This window comes from Nostoc sp. (genome assembly GCF_036919575.1).
Lineage (GTDB): Bacteria > Cyanobacteriota > Cyanobacteriia > Cyanobacteriales > Nostocaceae > Nostoc.
The window spans coordinates 121737-143883 of sequence record NZ_JBALBY010000130.1 but is presented as its reverse complement, the minus strand read 5'-3'; the positions used below and the strand labels follow the sequence as shown (position 1 = coordinate 143883).

At 42.5% G+C, this 22147-nt stretch carries 16 protein-coding genes; 9 read left to right on the top strand and 7 right to left on the bottom strand.

From position 1 onward, the window contains the following. Positions 1 to 96: 96 nt before the first annotated feature. The 3 genes from V7K27_RS35465 to V7K27_RS35455 form a co-directional block, all read right to left on the bottom strand. Complete coding sequence (locus V7K27_RS35465; protein WP_334953532.1) at positions 97 to 1695, bottom strand: serine/threonine-protein kinase; 1599 nt, start codon at positions 1693 to 1695, stop codon at positions 97 to 99. Between the two features lie 554 nt (positions 1696 to 2249). Further along, on the bottom strand, positions 2250 to 3080 hold the full coding sequence (locus V7K27_RS35460; protein ID WP_334953531.1) for a phytoene/squalene synthase family protein: 831 nt from the start codon (positions 3078 to 3080) through the stop codon (positions 2250 to 2252). Positions 3081 to 3784: 704 nt separating this feature from the next. Then, positions 3785 to 4123, bottom strand: a complete 339-nt coding sequence (locus V7K27_RS35455) for a hypothetical protein (RefSeq protein WP_334953530.1) — start codon at positions 4121 to 4123, stop codon at positions 3785 to 3787. 573 nt (positions 4124 to 4696) lie between these two features. On the opposite strand from V7K27_RS35455, the gene V7K27_RS35450 reads away from it, so the two are divergent. Both V7K27_RS35450 and V7K27_RS35445 read left to right on the top strand, forming a co-directional pair. Then, positions 4697 to 7117 (top strand): glycoside hydrolase family 31 protein, encoded by a 2421-nt coding sequence (locus tag V7K27_RS35450; protein ID WP_334953529.1) that lies wholly within the window; start codon positions 4697 to 4699, stop codon positions 7115 to 7117. Between the two features lie 187 nt (positions 7118 to 7304). Next, positions 7305 to 11777, top strand: a complete 4473-nt coding sequence (locus V7K27_RS35445; protein WP_334953528.1) for a PAS domain S-box protein — start codon at positions 7305 to 7307, stop codon at positions 11775 to 11777. Positions 11778 to 11940: 163 nt separating this feature from the next. On the opposite strand, the gene V7K27_RS35440 is transcribed toward V7K27_RS35445, so the two are convergent. After that, positions 11941 to 12423, bottom strand: a complete 483-nt coding sequence (locus V7K27_RS35440; protein ID WP_334953527.1) for a DUF4168 domain-containing protein — start codon at positions 12421 to 12423, stop codon at positions 11941 to 11943. A 316-nt stretch (positions 12424 to 12739) separates the two neighbouring features. Continuing rightward, a complete protein-coding gene (gene holA / locus V7K27_RS35435) occupies positions 12740 to 13729 on the bottom strand; it encodes a DNA polymerase III subunit delta (protein ID WP_334953526.1) in 990 nt (329 codons plus the stop codon). On the opposite strand from holA, the gene V7K27_RS35430 reads away from it, so the two are divergent. The 3 genes from V7K27_RS35430 to V7K27_RS35420 all read left to right on the top strand — a co-directional run bounded on the left by V7K27_RS35430 (position 13643) and on the right by V7K27_RS35420 (position 15698). Beyond that, complete coding sequence (locus tag V7K27_RS35430) at positions 13643 to 13894, top strand: hypothetical protein (RefSeq protein WP_334953525.1); 252 nt, start codon at positions 13643 to 13645, stop codon at positions 13892 to 13894. The genes holA and V7K27_RS35430 overlap by 87 nt on opposite strands. 76 nt (positions 13895 to 13970) lie before the next feature. Further along, positions 13971 to 14762: a DUF1868 domain-containing protein gene (locus V7K27_RS35425; protein ID WP_334953524.1), complete on the top strand. Its 792-nt coding sequence runs from the start codon at positions 13971 to 13973 to the stop codon at positions 14760 to 14762. Positions 14763 to 15338: 576 nt separating this feature from the next. Next, a complete protein-coding gene (locus V7K27_RS35420) occupies positions 15339 to 15698 on the top strand; it encodes a hypothetical protein (protein WP_334953523.1) in 360 nt (119 codons plus the stop codon). Between the two features lie 113 nt (positions 15699 to 15811). Here the strand turns inward: V7K27_RS35420 and V7K27_RS35415 are convergent, their stop codons facing one another. Both V7K27_RS35415 and V7K27_RS35410 read right to left on the bottom strand, forming a co-directional pair. Then, positions 15812 to 16582, bottom strand: coding sequence for an RDD family protein (locus V7K27_RS35415; protein ID WP_334953522.1), 771 nt, complete (start codon positions 16580 to 16582; stop codon positions 15812 to 15814). A gap of 45 nt (positions 16583 to 16627) precedes the next feature. Continuing rightward, complete coding sequence (locus V7K27_RS35410; RefSeq protein ID WP_334953521.1) at positions 16628 to 17473, bottom strand: hypothetical protein; 846 nt, start codon at positions 17471 to 17473, stop codon at positions 16628 to 16630. Between the two features lie 80 nt (positions 17474 to 17553). Here V7K27_RS35410 and V7K27_RS35405 point away from each other — a divergent pair, with 80 nt between their 5' ends. The 4 genes from V7K27_RS35405 to pstC all read left to right on the top strand — a co-directional run bounded on the left by V7K27_RS35405 (position 17554) and on the right by pstC (position 22132). Beyond that, a complete protein-coding gene (locus tag V7K27_RS35405; protein ID WP_334953520.1) occupies positions 17554 to 18507 on the top strand; it encodes a stage II sporulation protein M in 954 nt (317 codons plus the stop codon). A 280-nt stretch (positions 18508 to 18787) separates the two neighbouring features. Then, positions 18788 to 19357: a Uma2 family endonuclease gene (locus V7K27_RS35400; RefSeq protein ID WP_334953519.1), complete on the top strand. Its 570-nt coding sequence runs from the start codon at positions 18788 to 18790 to the stop codon at positions 19355 to 19357. Positions 19358 to 19747: 390 nt separating this feature from the next. Continuing rightward, positions 19748 to 20791, top strand: a complete 1044-nt coding sequence (gene pstS, locus V7K27_RS35395; RefSeq protein ID WP_334953517.1) for a phosphate ABC transporter substrate-binding protein PstS — start codon at positions 19748 to 19750, stop codon at positions 20789 to 20791. Between the two features lie 339 nt (positions 20792 to 21130). Further along, positions 21131 to 22132: a phosphate ABC transporter permease subunit PstC gene (pstC, locus tag V7K27_RS35390; protein ID WP_334953515.1), complete on the top strand. Its 1002-nt coding sequence runs from the start codon at positions 21131 to 21133 to the stop codon at positions 22130 to 22132. The last annotated feature ends 15 nt before the right edge of the window (positions 22133 to 22147 follow it).

Below are 22147 nucleotides of genomic sequence, written 5' to 3'. Positions count from 1 at the left end.
GCTTGATCAGACTAACGGCGCGATCGCCATTCACAAACGAGCCAGTGGTACTGTTGAAATCAATATGTTGAATAACAATAGCTGCGAAATCTAAACTTACAACAAGCCTCGTTTACCATTGGGGCGGATGGTCATCCAATTTGTTTTTGCTAGTGCTAGCTGCTCATCAGAAATTTTGGCACTGGTAAGATTAGCACCACACAGATTTGCTCCTCGGAGGTTAGCATTGCTGAGATAAGCATTGCTGAGGTCTGCGCCTCGCAGGTCTGCCCCTTCTAAATCAGCATGGTTAAAGTATGCCTTGCTCAAATTAGCATCCTTGAGATTTGCGCGAGTCAGACTGGCTCTACCAAAGTCACTATTTTGCAGATTAGCTCCCTGGAGATTGGTTTTTTGCAATTGAGCGGAATGGAAATTTGTTTGGGATAAGTCAGCACCTTGCAGGTTCAGCAAATTCAAATTGTGTAGGGCAAAATCCCGTCTTCCCTTCAGATAGGCTGTTAATAAACCTTGAGTATCTAACTTCCGCTCAACTTTAGAATTTAGAGCTTGCGAAGCACTGGTGTTGCTGTTAGCTAAAGTCGTTGATTTGTTCATCCTAGAACCGTGCTGTAATCCCGCCGCTTCTGCTGCCTTGGCTCGTCTAGCGCGAATTGCTGCCGCTACCTGTGCCACTCCAGTGCTAACACCAGCAGAATGGTTGTTAGATAAAACAGCAGAATTTTCCCGGTGGTTGTGTGTTCGCTCTTTAGATCCATTATCAGATTTAGTCAGTAAACCTTTTGCTAAACTATCTAAATATGGTTCTATATCCAATGCTCTGAGAACTTCTGCTGCTGACTGATAGCGATTACGTACAGACACCTCTAACATTTTGCGGAATACATTGCTCAAGTGGTCACTCACTTGCACAAGTTGCTCCCACATCATCTCACCAGTGTTGGGATTGTAATCTAAATCTCTAGGAGTTTTGCCAGTCAATAAATAAATGCATGTCACCCCCAGTGCATAGATATCACTGGCGTACACTGGACGCATAGCCATTTGCTCTGGAGGTGCAAAACCAGGAGTACCAATGGCATATGCAGTTAATACTGTCTGTCCTGATTGACTTGCAGCTTGGCTAACTTGGTCTTTAACGGCACCAAAGTCGATGAGTACCATTCTGGAATCTTGAGTGCGGCGAATTAAGTTGGCTGGCTTGATATCACGGTGAATCACTTTTTGCTCGTGGATGTATTGCAGCAGTGGCAGAACCTCGCTCAAAAATTGCTTGACTCCAGTTTCGCTCAAAATGCCGTTAAGTTTGACCTCCTCCTGCAAGGTATCACCACTGATGTATTCTTGAACTAAGTAGAATTGTTCATGATCTTCAAAATAGTCTAACAATCTTGGTACTTGGGGATGATTGCCAATCTTACCTAGAGTTTTGGCTTCTCGGTCAAAGAGTTCTCTGGCCATCTTTAAAACGTGTGGGGCGCTTCCTGATGGGCGTAATTGCTTGATTACACAACTCGGTTCTCCTGGTAAGCCTTGATCATAGGCTAAGAAGGTTGCTCCAAAGCCACCCTGACCTAATGGTTTGATCACCTGATAGCGATCGCGCAACAGAAGTTGCGAGCCACAAGACTGACACCTTTGGCTATATACCAAATTTTCTGGATTGGGACAGATAGGATTTAAGCAGTAGCTCATGCACTCTCAACTCGCTGCACAAATAATCACGGGGAATGTTATACTCTGTTTCTGTTATACTCTTTTTCAATTATTTAGATATTAATCAATTATTGCCAGGTAATTTTTGCTGGAAATTCTTTGAAGAGTTTCTAAAGTTTAACTCAGATTACCTAAAGCGATCGCCATAACAAGATAATTTATTATACTTACACAGAATAAATAATATTTAGATTACTTTATACCAAACCGTAATTCCTAATGACCTTCTCTTAAAGCAGGTTTCATTTATTTGAACCATATCTGTCGTAGGGGCACAGAAAAAGCTCATTGGTGTCAACTTAACGTGAAAGCCTTTTAAAACCTCGTTTCCAGTCTTTGGCTGGAAATGCTCTTCAATTGCGGCTCTGCCGCAAGTCTTGAGGCGGCAGCCCTCTCGGAATGCATTAAGAGTCGGAGACTCTTAACGAGATAATCTCTAAAAGCTGCTTCTCTTCTAACTTTCACCTGAAGTTGACACGCATGAGCATTGCTGTGCCCCTACCATGTATTGCATCCAAACGAGAACTGCTATATTAGCTAGCTTTCATGTTCACACTAATCAGCTGTTCGATAAGTGCAACAACATCACTGCGGCTGAGTTTCTCTTTACCATTAGCAAGAGCGTCAAGAGTGCCATTAGCCAAGGTTAAGGGAATTTGGCAAAAATCTAAGGCGGGTCCTGTAGGAAGGTCTTTGGTGTAAGCTTCTGCCAGGGTTAGATTGCGCCGCGCATACTCTTGCATATTTGCTGCACTCCAACCCTCTGGGAAAAAGTCTACCCCACGCTTTAAATCTTCAGTATGGTTACGCAGGATATTAACTGCTTGTAAACCCCGACCAAACCCAATTGCCTGGGTACGGTTAGTTTGGGTTCCATCGTACCAAGTCCATAAATCTGATAGTAACAATCCCACTGCACCTGCAACCCCAAAGGTATAACGATCCAAATCAGATTCTGTGTAAATTTTCCAGTTTCTTTCTGCCCAGTAAGCCATCCGGTCTGCCATTGCAGCAGTCGCATCCCAAATTCGAGGTGCAATAGTCTCTGGTGCCAGCAGCGACCATTCTCTAAGGCTCACAGTGACTTCTTCTAAGGTATTCTCATACCCACTAAATCCTCCAAAGAAAGCATCTACTGCGAAGCCATCAACCCCTGCCTGTAATGTCAGGCTAATCGTTTTTAACAGCTTTGCTTTAGTAGCGTTATCTAGTTCGGGATGATCTTCAATTTCATCAATGGCACGCATACACAAATATGCTGATGCTACTGCTTCTTGCAATCCTGGCGGTAAAAGACTAATTGGGATATAAAAAGTTCGGCTAGTTTCTTTGAGGATTTGCAATGCATCTCTACGTAAATTCATGTTTTCACTCCCCACTTGATTTTGGCACCACATGAAGTTTGCAGTTTTTTGATGATACTGGATATAGTTTTGACTAAACCTTAAAAACTATAGACCATAAGATACGCTAGTATTTCATCTAAAAATTAATAGTTTTTGGTGTTGCAATTAACAAAACTCTCAAATTTATCAAAGTCTAATCTAGTATATAGGTTTTTGGTTGCAAAAATGCGCCAGGTGTTGTTTGATATAGCTTTCATCAACTTTTAGTTTATATATAAAGACTTATGCTAATATTTGGTTGATTACCGCGAAATTTTTCTCTGGGCAAACATCCATTTTCGGGATTTGAAAGTGTTTTAAGTCTGCGTTAATCTGACTAACAAAGTGTAATTATTGTATATATAAAGACAATTCGGGAAAAGCTGGTAACGGATAACAGTAAGTATACGCACCTTTAGATGCGAACGGCGGCTTGCCGAAGAGTTAGGGTAAGTTAAATTCGATATAGACGGCTGCGATCGCTGGGTTGGGCTACGCCTACGCTTGATCGGTTACAGTGGGAGCCTCCTTGCTGTTCAAGGTGAAATAAATTGACCATAACCCAGCATAAGAAGTTCCCGTATGTTTACTAGATTGAGAATAAAAAAGTGGGCTGTTTTCCTACTCAACAAAATATTTGTGAATATTTGACCTCTTACCAGTCTCAAGATATAGAAATTCAATTAAACCGCGAACCGTGATACGGGTAATCCCAGGTCTTTTCTGAGGAATTCCAGGCGACGATACAGTTGAGGTGAGTAGAGATTGCCGTTTTCGTCTCGGTAAGCTGCGACTTTTGTCAAACCACGCCGCACTGTACCGGGAGTAACTTTTTCGACGGAATCAACATCGCCCGGTGTCACCTGCTGTAAATACTGGGGAGCAACGTTGAGATTTTCGGAGACAAAATCACCTACTCCACCAATTTTCGCAGGCGATGGGTGATAAAGCTCTGCCCAGATATTCTTTCGCCCTAAAATTAGGTCAGTTAAGAGTATCCCCGCGATCGCGCCGTGGGTCATTCCTATGTCTGTATCACCGGTGACGATGTAGAGGTTTTCTTGGGTAGCGATCGCCTCTGATCAAGTTGCCAAAAAAATATCCTATAAAAAGAAGTTAGATTCTTCTCTAATGAGTAACTTGGCTTGAAGGAGGCAGGCTGATGAGATCACTGAGTTACAAAACGCTGTAAATGTTAAACATTTTTGGTCGCCTGCACCCTCTTTTAATTAAATTTAGTAATATTAAGCTTTTTATATTATTAATAACTAAGCCTCTCCCCCCGTGGGGGAGAGGAATGGAAGCGGGGTAAAAAGCCATGCTACACAACGATAATTCAAGACTTATGTATTTTTCTTTTTTCGTATGAAAACACCCCCCTCTCGAAGAGCGGGGAGGGGGTTGGGTTCAGTATCTACTCAACCGAGAACCGCTATAAATGTTTGTAACGACAACATTTTGTGCATTAAAAAAATCACTCTTGCTCAAAAATATCTGCTAATTTTTCACCCAACTTCTAGCGAAAGAAAGAGTTTCAGGCTGAGTATCTCTGTAATCATGAATGCGGAGAAGTGTTAACCAGCTGAATAACTGATATGCCGCAATATTTCGGAAAACTACCCACTACTAACCAACCTTGGACAACAGTTAGCAATCTAAAAGCTGTAACCTGGGACAATAATATTATCAATTTTGACTGTGGCGACTCACGTCTTACCATCAGCGTACTTGCTGCCAATTTAATCCGCGTGCGTTTTGCACCAACTGGGGAATTTATGCCCCGCCATTCTTGGGCAGTAACACTGGATGATGCAGAATGGGCAATAATACCTTTTACGGTGCGGGAAACTGAAGCAACGATAGAAATTGAAACAGCACAGATTCGTGTGTGTGTTGAACGCGAAAAGTGTCGCATTACCTATTTTGACAAAGCTAATCGCCCCTTTGCCCAAGATGCAGAGATGGGGATGGGTTGGCGAATGGGCGCAGTTGCGGGATGGAAGCAAATTGCAGCCGATGAACATTTCTATGGCTTTGGTGAACGCACAGGCTGGCTGGATAAACTCAGCGAAGTAAAAACCAACTGGACAACGGATGCCTTAGATTATGATGCACTTACTGATGAAATGTACCAAGCAATTCCATTTTTTATGGCTTTGCGTCCGCAGGTAGGCTATGGCATCTTTTTCAATACCACTTTTTGGAGTCAGTTCGATATCGGTGCTGAACAACCAGCTATTTGGAAGATGGAAACTCGTGGCGGTGAATTGGATTATTACATTATCTACGGCCCCGAACCTGCCCAAATCCTGGAGACTTACACTCAGTTAACTGGGAGAATGCCATTACCGCCGAAATGGGCGCTAGGTTATCATCAATGTCGCTGGAGTTACGAATCAGAAACCGTTGTGCGGGAACTAGCAAAGGAATTTCGCCAACGCCGCATTCCCTGCGATGTCATTCACTTGGATATTGACTATATGCGGGGCTATCGGGTATTTACTTGGAGTCCCCAGCGTTTTCCCAACCCAGCAAAACTCATCAGTGATTTAGCAGAGGATGGTTTCAAAACAGTCACAATCATTGATCCTGGTGTGAAGTATGAACCAGAAGCCGATTATCATGTTTTTGACCAAGGAATAGAAAACGACTATTTTGTGCGTAAAGCTGATGGTGCGTTGTTCCACGGCTACGTTTGGCCTGAGAAAGCTGTTTTTCCTGACTTTTTACGTGCTGATGTGCGTAACTGGTGGGCTGATTTACACAAAAGCCTAACTGATATCGGCGTGGCAGGAATTTGGAATGATATGAATGAACCTGCTATAAACGATCGCCCTTTCGGTGATGATGGTGAAAAGATTTGGTTTCCGCTAGATGCACCGCAGGGGGGAGATGAGGGAGATGAGGGAGATGGGGGAGATGAGGGAGAGGAGGGAGAGGAGGAGAATTTTCAATCCAAAATCGCAAATCTAAAATCTAAAATTGATGTGACTCATACAGAAGTGCATAATTTGTATGGGTTGATGATGGCTAAAGCTTGTTATGAAGGGTTGCAACGGCATCGAGGCTCTGAGCGATCGTTTGTGTTGACGCGATCGGGTTATGCTGGTGTACAGCGCTGGTCTTCTGTGTGGATGGGGGATAACCAATCGTTGTGGGAGCATTTAGAAATGTCTCTGCCGATGCTTTGCAATATGGGACTTTCGGGTGTGGCGTTTGTGGGTTGCGATATTGGCGGATTTGCTGGTAACGCCACAGCTGAATTATTCGCTCGGTGGATGCAGGTAGGAATGCTTTATCCGTTGATGCGCGGCCACTCGGCAATGTCTACTGCTCGTCATGAACCTTGGGTATTTGGCGATCGCGTTGAAAATATCTGTCGAGAATATATTAATCTACGTTATCAACTACTTCCCTACATTTATACTCTTTTCTGGGAAGCGGCAACAACGGGCGCACCGATTTTAAGACCATTATTATACCATTTCCCTAACGATCCAAAAACTTACACTCTCTACGATCAAGTATTGCTAGGTGCGTCGCTGATGGCTGCACCAATTTACCGCCCTGGAGTTGAGCATCGATCTGTCTATTTACCCCTTGGTACTTGGTATGATTGGTGGAGTGGCGATCGCTATGAAGGCCCGATTCACATTCTTGCTCATGCACCACTGGAAAGAATGCCCCTGTATGTCCGTAGCGGTGCGATCGTTCCGATGCAACCTGTCAGGCAATACGTTGATCAAGCCCCACTCGACGAAATCCGGTTCCGAATTTGGCCTGGTAATAACGAATATCAACTATTTGAAGATGATGGACACACAAACAAGTATCAAGATAAAAATTTTTCGCTAACAAATATCAGCGTATTTACTGAATCTAATCAAACAGTAGTTGAAATTGGAGCGAGAATGGGAGAATGGACACCTCCACAGCGTGAAGTGATTGTAGAACTTGTTGGTGTTGGAGAGCAACGTTTTCAAGATGATGGTAAACAACATACTCTGCAATTCTGAAATACTCACAAAGGTGGTTCAAAAAACCACCTTTATTTCTGATTCTCAATTCTGCAAACAAAAGTATGCATCGGGATAGATGAAAAGTAAGTCAAGGGGTGGCTTAGAATACAAAGGATATAAATAGTTAAACCGTAAGAAATACGTAAGTTTACTACGCTAGATAGATGCGGTTAGAGAACACTAAATGTTAAATATTAACCGCTTGCGGCTGCAAGATAGATTCAAAATTCCGACAAATTCACTTGTGGCAAAAGTCGCAAGTGCGATCGCTGTTTTTGTTGGCAGCTTTGTACTAATTGGCTGGTACCTTGGCATTGAAGTTCTGAAGCGCGGCTTCCCTGGTAGTCCTGCCACAATGAAAGTCAACACAGCCCTATGTTTTGTGCTGTGTGGTGTGTCGCTGTGGCTATTTTTAAAAGCAGGGGGAGACAATTCAAAATTCAAAATTGTTCGACTGAGCGTTCGCGTAGCGTCTCGTAGAGAAGTCGAAGTCCAAAATTCAAAATTATTCCCGACTCTGCTAATTTCTCAGGTCTGTGCAATAGCTGTCACTACAGTTGCGGCGTTCACACTCTGTGAATATCAGTTCGGCTGGAATTTCGGCATTGACGAGCTACTCTTCCCTGATTTCCCAACTAGTATAGCGACATCGCATCCGGGGCGAATGGGGGTGAACACAGCGCTGAACTTTATACTGGTCAGCGTCGCCCTACAGATTTTGATTCATCCAAAAACCCACCGCAGTTATTGGTATGCTCAGATTATCGCTCTGATCGCTACTTTAATTTCCTTTCAGGCGCTCATGGGCTATGCCTATAAAGTGAAAGTTCTCTACGGACTTGCCCCTTATACAACATCAATGGCGTTACATACATCGGTGTTGTTCCTCTTACTAAGTATGGGCATTCTGTGGGCGCGGGCAGAACAAGGATTAATGAGGGTAGTTACAAGTGATACCTACGGCGGCTTACTTGCACGTCGTTTATTAATTGCCGCGATCGCAGTACCTTTTGGATTAGGGTGGGTAATTGTTGAAGGTCAACGGGCTGGACAATACGATCCGGCGTTTGCAGTATCAGTGTTTGCGATCGTCCTGATTGTGATTTTTACTATTTTGATTTGGCAAAGTGCCAGGGTTATTCAACGCCTCAGCGATCAACGCGACTGCGCCCAAGAAACACTGAGAACCTACCAAGCTAAACTAGGGAGTTTTGTAGATGCGAATGTCATCGGCATTCTGTTTGGCGACGTGTATGGCGGTATCCAGCAGGCAAACGACGAATTCTTGAGGATGATTGGTTACACGCGGGAGGATTTGTTAGCAGGTAGGTTAAGTTGGCGCAATCTCACACCACCAGAGTATCTATATTTAGATGAGCGAGGTGTCGCCGAAGCAAAAGGAAACACCAACGCAGCTTGTACGCCTTATGAGAAAGAATATATTCGCAAGGATGGTAGCCGCATCCCGGTTTTAGTTGGTTACGTGCTGCTAGGAGAAAACCGGGAAGAGTCAGTAGCGTTTATCCTCGACCTGAGCGAACGCAAGCAAGCAGAAGCAGAGCAACAAAAATTAGTATCGCTGGTAGAAAATAGCTCTGACTTTATCGGCATCGCTACTCTTGAAGGTAAATTACTCTATATAAATGATGCAGGTCAAAAGCTGGTAGGGCTTACTAGCCTTGATGAAGTTAGGCAAAAAGCAGTTTTAGATTACGTCATGCCCAAAGACAAAATCTATTTTCAAGAACATATACTGCCGACTGTGCTATCACAAGGGCGCTGGCAGGGAGAATTTTGCTTCCGCCATCTCCAAACAGGTCAACCGATACCAGTTGATTACAATATCTTCACTGTTAAAGACAACAACACAGGTCAGCCAATTGCCTTAGCAACTGTGACTCGCAACATCAGTGAGCAAAAGCAGACCAAAGAACAAATCTTACAACTAAACAAGGATTTACAGCGTCGCATTACTGAGTTACAAACTTTGTTGGAGGTAATTCCCATTGGAATTGGCATTGCCGAAGATCCAGGATGCCAAAATATCAAAGTCAATCCTTCTTTTGCCAAGCAGTTGGGGATATCCTCTGATAATGCCTCCCTCAACGCTTCCTTGGACGAAAAATCGACAAGCTTTAAATTCTACCGCGAGGGAAGGGAACTGTCAGCAGAGGAACTCTCAATGCAATACTCTGCTACTCATGGTGTGGAAGTTGTGGATTGTGAAGTCGATATTATACATCAAAATGGAAAAATAGTCAAGCTGTTGGAGTATGTTGCACCCCTATTTGACGAAGAGGGTAAAACCAGAGGAAGCGTTGGTGCATTTTTAGATATTACGGAGCGCAAACTGGCAGAGGAAGTACTCCTAAATCAGCAAAAATGGCTGGAGGATGTATTAAATCTGATGCCAAGACCGTTGCTGTTTATTGAACCAGGAACAGCGCGGGTAACTTTTGCCAATCGCTCTGCTAACGAATTAGCTGGGGGCGAATTTCCCAAAGGTGTACCAGCCGCAGATTATCATACAGTTTACCACTACACGAATGCAGCTGGCGATCGCATCCCCAATGAGCAAATGCCAGGAGTGCGGGTTGCCCTTGGCGAACGCCTGAACGGATTGGAAGTAGACTGGCACACTCCTGGAGGTGTGCGATCTCTACTGATATTTGCTGATACTCTGCCAGCAATGCACGGTCATCCGGCTACCTGTATCTTGGTGTTCCAAGAAATCAGCAACCTCAAGGTGGCACAAAAAGCCCTTTCGTTAAGTTACAAAAGGCTAAAGTTACTATTCGACACAGCTAACGATTTACTATCAAGCCAGGAACCAGTAGTACTAATTGATAGCGTTTACCAAAAACTCTCACAGCAAATTGGTTTAGATGTTTACTTTAACTATTTGGTTGAGAATAACTCTCAGGTAATGCGGCTAGAGTCTTACAGTGGCATTTCCCAAGAACTGGCAAAGGAAATTGAATATTTGGCATTTGGTGAAGCGGTTTGCGGTACTGTAGCCCAGGAGCGTTGTGCAATAGCTGTAGAGAATGTGCAGCAATCAACTGAAGAGAAAACAGAATTGATTCGCTCTTTAGGTATTACTGCTTATTATGGTTATCCATTGATCGCCCAAGGACGGCTGTTGGGTACTCTTTCATTTGGCAGCCGCACTCGCTTAAGCTTCACCGAGAATCAAAAGGGGATGATGCAAGCAGTATGCGACCAAATAGCGATCGCAATGGAACGGGCTAGTTTAATTGCTTCTTTGCAACAACAAACTGAGCAGTTGCAAGAGGCTAACCGGATGAAGGATGAATTTCTGGGGATATTATCTCACGAATTGCGATCGCCCCTGAATGCCATTCTGGGTTGGGCGCAACTACTGCAACGAAGTAAGCTCAACGAAACCCTAATGGCTAGGGCTGTGGAGACAATTGAGCGCAATGCCAAAGCGCAAACCCAGCTAATTGAAGACTTGCTGGATATATCACGGATGATTAGAGGTAAGTTACAGCTCAATGTCCGTACTTGCAATTTAGTTCCGATGATTGAGTCAGCAATCGAGACTGTTAGTTTAGCCGCCCAATCCAAAGAAATCGATTTAAGATTTTCCCTCATTCCCGCAAAAGAAACGCGAAATGCGCCACCGGGGATACTCCCCGTGGACACTTTGGCGCCAAATTCAGATTTGGGATTAGGAATCAACCCCGAAAATCTAGAATCTTCAGAAGCAGAATCCCAAAGCAATCAAGACTCACCCGAAAATCTAGAATCTTCAGAAGCACAATCGCAAACCAATCAAGACTCAGAGGACAGCAATCTGAGTGAAAATTCTCAATTCTTAGTTTCCGGGGATTTCGAGCGCTTGCAGCAAATCATCTGGAATCTGCTATCGAATGCGATCAAATTCACGCCCGTGGGAGGACGGGTAGAGGTGCAATTGTCAGTAGTCACTGGCCAAGAAAAACAACAGACAACCGATAAATATGCCCAAATTCAGGTGATTGACACAGGCATTGGTATCAGTCCTGACTTTCTTCCTTACGTGTTCGATCGCTTTCGTCAAGCTGATAGTTCTAGCACTAGATCCTATGGTGGATTAGGACTTGGATTAGCGATCGTCAGTCATTTAGTAGAATTACATGGCGGTACTATCCACGCAAATAGTCCAGGCAAAGAACAAGGAGCGACGTTTACAGTCAAAATACCACTTTTGAAGAGTCCGCCCTTTTGTCCTTCTGCCCCTTTGCATCTCTCTGGCTCTGTCCCCTTCTCCCTCTTTGGCGTGCGTGTGCTAGTTGTAGATGACCAAGCCGATACCCGTGAATTCATCACCACAGTCCTCCAACAGTACCAAGCCGAAGTTCATGCTGTAGCATCAGTTCCAGAAGCATTGCACCTAATTACACAGTGGAAACCAGATGTTTTAGTCAGCGACATCAGTATGCCCCAAGAGGATGGTTATTCTTTGATCCGCAAACTGCGATCGCAACCACCAGAATTAGGGGGAAATATTCCCGCCGCCGCCTTGACAGCTTATGCGAGGGCAGAGGATCGGATGCGAGCTATACAAGAAGGTTATCAGCTACATTTACCTAAACCTATTGAAGCAGCTGAGTTAGCGACAGTAGTCGCCAGCCTTGTTGGACGGACTTAGAGAGAATGGGGAGTGGGGAGTGGGGAGTGGGGAGTGGGGAGTGGGGAATATGAATTAAAATTCGAGCGTTGATTTAACAAAGTATGTTCAGTTTAATTCTCCTGCAAAAAGGGTATTCTGAATTCTGACTCCTGAATTCTGAATTCTGAATTCTGACTCCTTCTCATCGAGACTCAGGAGTTTGTTGCAGGCGTAATAGGCTATCGTAAACCTGCCGTTTTAATAAATTGTTATTTTGTAGTTCCATAGTAATTTTGTTGAACTGATCAAAACTCAAACCATTATCTTGGACAATTTTTTGAGCGCGGGTACAGTAAGTCACTGCGATATCTTGAGCCTTCTTAGGAAGACCATTTATGCTGTTAGAATCGTTACAAACAATCTTGGGAATTTCTCCATTGCCAATAAGTTTTTTAATTTCTTCAAAGGCACTTTGACGTGCTGGCTCCATTGCTAGCACTGATTGAGCATAGCTGGTGATTTCAGTATTGTTAACTATTGGTGGTGGAGTTTGACCATAAGCTTTTGAACTCAATGAAAAAGCGTTGAAAATCACACCCGCAGTAGCGATCGCGCCGAAAAAGAATGGTGGGGAAAGGATTCGCTTTCGGCTAGATCGGGAAAATAAATTGGAAATTTTCTTCATATAGTGTGTGAGAAAAAACTACATCAGGGATATTATAAGGACTTGGAATTATTTTCGGAGTTGGAAGTTCCAGCAACCGCTAAATACATCAAGCTTTTATATTTGACCCTCCGAATTTTAGATTTTAAATTTTGGATTTTGGATTATTTCTTTGGTACAGAGCCACCGCCCCCGAAGTTGCTCCACTTGGGGCTTTGCCCAAGACCGCACTTCTCTCCTTGTGGGCGGAACAAATCTAAAATCCCCAACCTGTATCCCAAGAGTGGGTACAGTCAATCTAAAATCGCTTTCTCTTAAATCCAAAATTGATTGACTGTCAATTTCCTCGGCATACTTGACAAAGTTCGATTGTTTTAGTCTGGAGTGTTGACATTTCTGATGCTCCTTGCTTGAGGCTCACTTCTAACTCCAATAGTAGGGGTAAACAAGAGATTAACTGTTGCACAGAAAGCAGTCTGATTTCTTGCTGTAAGAAGTAGATCCGTTTGGGATTACCGATATCAGCAGCAATAGCGATCGCTTGTTGATTCCGTTCCCCACTTTCCATCATAATCTTCACCCATAGCCAAGTGCGAAATTGTCCAATCAGTGTGGCAACTATCCGTAATCCCGGCTCGGAAGCATTGCTCAAATCTGCCAAGGTTGTCAAAGCTTTAGCTGTATCCCCTGTTCTGATTGCTGCTGCTAATTGTAAGCTATTTTGAGTAGTATTTCTTACTAACTTCGTAACGGTATCTACATCTAAAGGCTGATTGCTACCTTGGGCATATAGCCGCAATTTCTCCAACTCATTGTAGAGTAATCGTGTATCATTTCCTACAGATTCTGCCAACAACTGGGCAGTATTGGCAGTCAGTTTCACGCCCACAATCTGGGCTGCTTGATTAACAGATTGCACCAGCAATTCTGTTTTCCAAGGGGGAATCAGCGGAAATTCTCGGAATTCGGTAGCAAACTGTTTTAACAATTTCGTAGATTTGAGGCGTTCATCTGGCTTATTCCGGCTGGTGAGCAACAAAAATGAGTTTTCGGGAATCACAGGAAGCGATCGCCCCAGTTCTCCTAACACATTCTCTGGACAGTGCTGACACAGAGTAGTATTTATCAGCCATACCAAGCGCCCACCAGCGCCAAAAGTAGGTGTCATCACCTGATTTAACCCCTGAATCGCCGCATCAGCTTGATCTGGGGCGAATGAAGTGTAATTAAAACTTATCCATTGGGGATCGAGGATGCGATCGCGCAGCATAGCGATCGCTTTTTCTATAGCAAAATCATCCTCACCCCAGTAAACATAGATTGGCATAGACAAACCTCTTACTGGGACATTGGGCAATTCAATTTTAGATTTTGGATTGACGATTTTGGATTAAATTTAATCCAAAATTCTTACTCTCCCTCATCTCCCTCATCCCCCTCATCTCCCTCATCCCCCCACTCCCCACTCCCCACTCCCCACTCCCAAAATTAAATACTTTTAAAATCATTCTGTTAATCGGGGTAATTTTCCCTAAAATCTATCAAGTGAGAGCGTGAGGCTATGAAGATTGGACGACAACTATCAAACTTACTTAAATCGGTTAGCACGGATGACGCTGCCAGAAGCCTACAGATCCCAAGTCCAGCATATTCAGGAATCTTATAAATTTCAGCCAGATTCTGGGTTGAGACAAGCAGCGTCCTTTCCTGGCTATACGCTAATTACCCCGCCTGCGGCAGAAGAAGAATCACAAAACTCTGCTTTCTATGCCAAATTACAGACTTACCAACAGGAACTTTTGCAGTTGCCTGTAAACCGTAATTTGATTGTACCTGTACCTCCTGTTAGCTTCCATCTAACTTTGGCGGATTTAATTTGGGACAGTGCTTACCTTGACGCCTGCGAAAAAAATCCCAAATTTGACGAGGAGTTACACTCTTGTTTTGCCGAAATGTTTCAGAAATATCAACAATTGATGACAAACAGGAGTCATCCGATTAAATGGCAAATGCTGGGACTAATACTGATGCCAAGAGCTGTAGCCGTTTGCTTAGTACCCAAGGATAAAGGCTGCTACGAGGAAATTATTAAATTTCGCCGAACAATTTATCAAAATCCCAAGTTAATTGCTTTGGGTATTGAGCAGCATTATCACTTTACAGCCCATGTTACATTAGCCTATTTTGGGGAGGTTTCATCTGACTTAGACCGCACAAGTTTCAGCACAATGCTTTCTCAATTAAATGAACAATGGCTGTTGAATTTGCCAGAATTTTTGATTCATCGTGTCGAATTGCGAAAGTTTGATGACATGACACGCTATTATCGTGAACCAGACTGGCCGAGTTTGAATTTTTAAGTAATTAGTTAGTAGTCAGTAGTTTCCACTCACTGACTACTAATTATTAGTTATGTCTTCCTGAAAACGAAGCAATTATCTAAAATAATCGTATAAAACTCGGTAATTGCCGATTCTAATTCGATAACCATTGTCCGAATCTTCTAGTTTAACAAAGTATGTTCAGTTTAATTCCCCAGCAAGACAGGCAGCACGAATTGAACGCCTAATTGAAATCCCCCGAAGTAATGCGAGTCGGAAACCGTCCCCACAAACTTCTCTTCTCTACGAGACGCTCCGCGAACGTCACAAAACTTAATTACGAATTACGAATTACGAATTACGAATTACGAATTATTTTAACCCTATCATCAGAAATGCGTAGGCGAAGCCCATCGAAGATATCGCCTGCTTTAAACATATCAATCAGAAGCGCGTAGGCGAAGCCCATCGAAGATATCGCCTGTAGTAAAGTATTAGATGTGTAGGCGAAGCCCATCGAAGATATCGCCGGAATTAGCAGTACACAATACCTAAATGCTTTATCTGTAGCTAGACTTAAGCTAATAGATTAAGTTTAAAAAACAACAGGGCAAGATGATACAAATCACTGTTGAGGTATCTGAGGAGCTAGGACAGCAATTACAGCAGTTCCCAAATCGCTTACAAGAGATAGTAGAACGCGGTCTCCAAGAGTTGTTAAGCGAACAATCTGGCAATTTTCTTGATGAGAAGGAGATTATTGGGTTGTTGGCAAGTCAGCCTACACCAGAACAAATTTTGGCAATTCGACCCTCACCGGAATTCCAGACTCGTGTCAGTGATTTGCTAGCACAGAGTAAAGCAGGAACACTTTCAGGCAAAGGTGAAGCTGAACTAGAACGCTATCTGACCATAGAACATCTTGTCCGTATGGCAAAAGCTCATGCATTCGAGCAATTACGCCAAAACTCATGACTTATGTGTCATTACCCAGTCGTACAGAATTCAATTCTGAATTCTGACTCCTGAGTTCTGAATTCTTCTTATAAATTAGACTTTTCAAACAACCTCTAAATAAAATCTCCACCCTAAAATTCCGGTTGTTGATAAATAAGGTAAATTGCTTCTAAAAAAACATCAGGTGTAACACCTTCTGGCAAATTTTCTAAATTAATAATACTTACAACTTGCTCGGCTAACTTGAGAGATAGTAATGCTCTTGCCTTTAATGACATTGCAGCACGTCGCTGCAAATACTCACGAATAACAGCAAAATCATCTGGCATCAATGGTGATAAATCAGCAATTTGGATTAACTGTTCATGAAGTACCTTAGCCTGTTCTGAAATCGTCAATATTGCTGATGCAGTTGTTGTTTGGGTTTGAATCACAATTGTGCCAGCTGCCAAATCACCTAAGCGCTTTTCTCGACGACCCAACATAATTAAAAATGCGCCAATAAACAAAGTTTCATCAAAGGGTCGCAGTAAGGCACGTAGGGTTGCTTGTTGTAGCCCGATGAGTCTCCCATCATCTCGAACCACGCGAATTTTAGCAATACGTTTACCAGGGGTTTGTCCAAACCATAAGGTTTCAAAAAATACAAAATAACTGATGTAAATTGCAAAGGCGATAATGAAGAAAATTGCTATTAACCAAATTCCTAAATTCTGAGCCTCAAAAAAATTCAACAGTTGCGTCGAAAAGACAGTCCAGGTAAGGAAAAACACAAGCAAGGTTACAGCCAAGACTGTATAATCAATCAGCAATGCCAAAGCTCGATTGCCGATTCCCGCTAAAGTAAATTCCAACTCTACACTTTCTGGCGTCTGGAATGTAATGCGATTAAAAAAGCGCATATTTTAACTAATTGAAAATTAATAGAGTTGAATTAAGGTGTTGAGTTAACGAAAATCTGGCGAGGGAGGTTCTCGTAATTGCAAACCTAGACCCTCACGCCGACTACGCAAGTCAAAGTATAAAACAGCTTTTAGTGCTTGCCAGAATGGCATCACAAAAACTCCACCGATTAAGCTGCCGATCAAAGAAATAATATACACAATTCCATATATAGTAGAACCTCGTTCAAGCTTTAAGAGGAATAGTTGGGGTATATAGTTTAATACAAACACCAAGGGTAGTGTAACGAAAAAAGCAATTAAAACGACGCCCTGAATGCGAAGTACTGAAGCTTTAGTTAACTCCCAACTTCTCGCAACACTTTCGCCACCATTGATATTTTCCTCAACTGCTAGCGGTACCTCAGCTACTACCCAACGCGAGTAGAACCAAGTTAGTCCCAACACCAGAATAACTACCATTACAATTACTCCGATAATTGTGCCTATAATAGCTGCACTAACACCTAATATCCCTCCTAAGATTACTCCCAGCAAGCCACCCACGATACCAGCCGCGATCGCTAGTCCCAAATAAATTATAAGTATAGATATTCCTACTTGGAAACCAACTCTTAAAAATGACCAAAGACGTGGATTAATATGGCTGCTGGCAGTTTGGACACTTTCAGGTTGGTAAATCAATTCTCCAAAAGCCAAACGTGAAATTAGTCCAGAGATGGCTGCATATTTTGCCCAGCCGTAGATCGGAATTATAATCCACAAATGAGCAATTAAAGCCAGTTTCAGATAAGTCTTCAGATGAGAACGATACAACCGTACCGCAGCACTGACAACGTTACCGATACTCAGTGGTTGTATCTGACCGGGAGAACCAAAGTTTTCAGACATAATGGTAAATTTCCCTTGAAAATACGGAGATGAAGTTGAGGCTATCTTAAGCTAAGTTAAACTCAGTGTTCCCAAAATTCATGAATATTCAACGTTGGATTGCGCGACGAGAACCAAATTGGCAGCGTCTGGATGCCCTATTAAGGCAGATAGAAAAAAAAGGGTTAAAGTCCCTACGGGCAGCAGAAATTAGAGAGTTAGCGAGTTTATATCGTTCAGTGGCGGCAGATTTAGCTCGTGCCCGCACACAACAAATCGGCAACACTTTGATTCAAAGTTTACAATCTTTAACAACTCGTGCCTATACGCAGATTTACCAAGGTTCGCGGCGACAAGAATGGCAGGCAATCCGAGAATTTTACAGTTGGGGATTACCATCTGTAGTTCAGAAAACATTTGCATATATTGCGGCGGCGACGGCGCTGTTTCTGGTGGGGGCGCTAGTGGCTTGGTGGTATTCCTGGCAAAATCCTAGTTTTATGTCGTTGATAGTACCTGAAAGTTTGATTACCAAGGTGCGAGATGAGCATAAATTGTGGATGGGGTCAATTGTCGGCGTTGAACCTCTAGCATCCAGCAGTATCATGATCAATAATCTGTCGGTGTGTTTTGGGGCTGTTGCTGGCGGCATGACGGCTGGAGCATACACAGCTTATTTAATGGTATTTAATGGCTTATTAATTGGTGCTGTTGGTACTTTGGTGGGTCAAAATAATCTGGCTTATCCTTTTTGGGCATTTGTGTTTGGGCATGGTTCTTTGGAATTACCTGCGATCTTTTTTGCTGGAGGTGCGGGATTTTTATTAGCAAGAGCAATTTTATTTCCTGGTAAATATCGCCGTGGAGATGCACTGAAACTCTACGGTTCTCAGGCGGTGCAGCTAGTATTTGGGATTGTCCCAATGTTGATTATTGCTGGTGCGATCGAAGGCTTTTTTTCTCCTAATCCCAGCGTACCTGATGCAATTAAATATCTGACAGGAATAGGATTATTTATACTTTTAGTAATGTATTGTAGTCGGAAGCAAACATGAAATAATTTAGATGGCGGCTGATTGGCAAATTGAAAAAGTATTTTAGAATAAGGTAAATACTTTTCAGTTAAGACTTCACCAGTTAGGACTTAACCAATACGCTTGGGTTAAGGATAATCGTAGGTTGGGTGGAACGTAGTGAAACCCAACAAACCCACGAAAATGTTGGGTTTCGTTCCTCCACACAACCTACGCAAATGAAGGGTTTTTGGCGCTAACCCAAGCGTATTGATGACTTAACTATGTAAAAAAATCATCATAAGTTGAAGCTAGGAGAATCATGGTACAAACACCAAATAAAATATTGACCCTAGAAGAGTTTCTCGCACTACCAGAAACTAAACCATATTGCGAGTACATTGATGGTAAAATTATTCCAAAACCTATGCCTCAAGGAAAACATAGCACTATTCAAGGAGAACTCTGTCCCACAATCAATTCTGTTGTCAAAGTACAAAAAATGGGTTGGGCTTTTCCAGAATTACGTTGCACTTTTGGAGGACGTTCTATAATTCCCGATGTCGCTGTATTCTCTTGGGCAAGGCTTCCTGTAGACGAAAATGGTGATATTGCCAATACATTTGCCGCAGCACCCGACTGGATAATCGAAATTCTCTCCCCCGAACAAAGCCATACAAAAGTTATAAAAAAAATCTTACACGCTCTCAATCACGGGACTCAAATGGGTTGGTTAATTGACCCTGATGAGCGATTCATTGCTGTTTATCCTGCGGGACAACAACCTTTACCTTTTGAGGAAATTGAGTCTGTTTTACCAGTGCCAGAGTTCTGTCAGGGGTTACAGTTGACGATAGGTGATATTTTTGGGTGGTTAAAGGTGACTGCGTAACAAATATTTCGTTCAAGCAACCTTAGGAATAAGAATTAAATAACATACAATTTATGTCCTTGGCTTACCTCACCCTCAATCCCTCTCCGATATATTGGAGAGGGAAACTAGATCAAGATGAAGTTTTGCATTTTATTTAATTCACGTTCCTTACTATTCTTACACTGTGTTATTTATTCACTTTTAATTATTTAAATTAAGCTGAGGTTTGTTATCAGCATATTTTTACTAAACTAATCTAGCCAATCAAATATCAATAGATACAAAAATATTTAAAGTAAGATTTAAACCCGCCTTAATCCTTTGTTTATTCATCGTTAACCATAAAAAATGTAAGTTAATTTAAGGCTGAAAGTACAGCAGAGAAGTATTCCTTTAATCAGAGGTAATATGATTTTTTCGACCACCATTTTGAATCGTGTCGTTGCTACTTCAGTGGTGACAACTTCTGTTGCACTTAGTCCATTTTTTGGTGCGATCGCACAAGCTGAAACTCTGAATGGTGCAGGAGCAACTTTTCCGGCTCCACTTTACGAACGCTATGCTCGTGAAGTCAAGAAGAAATATCCAGACTTGAAAATTAACTACCAAGCAATTGGTAGCGGTGGTGGTATTCGTCAAGTTATTGCTGGAACCGTTGACTTTGGTGGTAGTGATGCTGCAATGAAAGATGATGAAATCGCTAAAGTCAAGAACGGTGTAATCTTAGTACCTACAGCAGGCGGTGCAGTTTCTGTTGTTTACAATCTTCCAGGCGTTAATGAACTCAAATTGTCCCGCAAGACACTACCAGAAATTTTCTCAGGTCAAATTACGAAATGGGATGACCCGAAAATTAAAGCTGATAATCCGGGCGTCAATCTACCAAATCAATCAATTAAATTTGTTGTTCGCGCTGATGGTAGCGGTACAACTTTCATTTTCACCAATCACTTAAGTGCTACCAGTGGTTATTTTAAAGGCAGAGTTGGAGCTAATACTGCTCCCAAATGGAATCTGCCAAACGTCCTCAAAGGCAAAGGCAATCCAGGCGTAGCTGCCTTAGTATCTCGTACTTCCGGTTCTATTGGTTATGTAGAATATAGCTACGCTGTCCAAAATAACCTGAAATCAGCACTAGTACAAAATAAGAAAGGAGAATTTGTTGCTCCTTCTTTAGAATCTGCAAATGCAGCTTTGTCAACTGTGAATTTTCCAGACAACTACCGCGTTTTCGTCGGAGAACCAGCACAGGGTTATCCGATCGTCGGTCTTACTTGGATGCTGGTTTACAAACAGTATGCTAATGCTTCCAAAGCTGATGCTGTCAAGAAATGGATTAATTGGGTGTTGAAAGACGGTCAACAATATAACGATGATCTCAACTACACCAAAATTCCATCTGATGTAGCAAATCGGGTGCTTCAGACAGTGAATAGCTCTGTCAAACCTTAATTTGCAATTTTACTATAGCGGTTCTCAATTGCATGGAATACAGACCTAGCAAGAACAGCCCCTTCCCTACTAAGCTGTTGCGTATTTAATTTGTATATTGGACGCGCTCATGTTGCCCGCACTACAATATTTTTGGGTTTTCGTGTTATACAATTTAGCTGCACATCAACTTAGCGTTGGGGAGTAAGCCTCAAAGCCTCTCTCCTTTTAGGAGAGAGGTTTCGAGAGAGGTCAAAATGTATTGTATACAAATGAGAAGCGCTATACTTTCCTCTCCTAATAGAGTGAGTTAACAACTCACCCTATTAGCAATAAAAAAATCTATTTGATTGATTTGTAATGGCAAATTCATCTGAACCAGCCCACAGAAATTCATCACATGATTCAAATCTAGGTGATGAAAATTTCAATTTAACAGCTATCGGCAGCACAAATTTATGGTTTGACCAAGGTTTTACACGGCTAGTATACTTTTTTGCCGTGATTACCGTTGCAGTGCTATTTGTGATGAGTTGGGTAATTTTACACGAAGCTCTACCAGCCATTAAACAGTTTGGACTGGGGTTTTTGTGGGGTCAAGATTGGGATACAGGTAATCAGATTTTTGGTGCATTACCCTATATTTATGGAACTTTGGTGAGTAGCGCGATCGCTATTTTATTCGCTGTCCCAGTCGGAATAGCAGTAGCCTTAGTCACGAGTGAAAATTTCTTACCTTCATCACTGCGAACAACTTTAGCATTTGTTGTTGAATTAATTGCAGCAATTCCTAGTGTCATTATTGGTTTGTGGGCGATTTTTGTCTTTATTCCAGTTCTAGAACCTCTACAAAAGTGGCTAGCCAGCACTTTGAAATGGATACCACTTTTTAATACAGAAGACCCTTCAGGGACTAATATGTTAACTGCTGGAATTATTCTAGCCATCATGATTTTGCCCACAATGGCAGCAATTACTCGTGATGTCTTAATGGCTATCCCTAAAGAATTACGCAGCGCATCTATGGCTTTGGGTGGTACTCGTTGGGAAACAATTTTTCGGGTCTTGCTACCAGCTGGATTTTCGGGAATGGTGAGTGCAGGAATGCTCGCATTAGGACGTGCTTTGGGTGAAACAATGGCTGTCACTATGGTGATTGGAAACTCTGCTCAAATCAGCCCTTCTTTACTCGATCCAGCTTATACAATTCCCTCTGTATTAGCTAATGAATTTGCCGAAGCTGAACCAGGATTACATATAGGCGCTTTAAGCTATTTGGCCTTGATTTTGTTTGGCTTGACTCTAGCTGTAAATATTGGCGCTGTACTATTGGTGAAGTGGGTTGGTAGGAAAAATCATTAACAATTTAAAATTCAA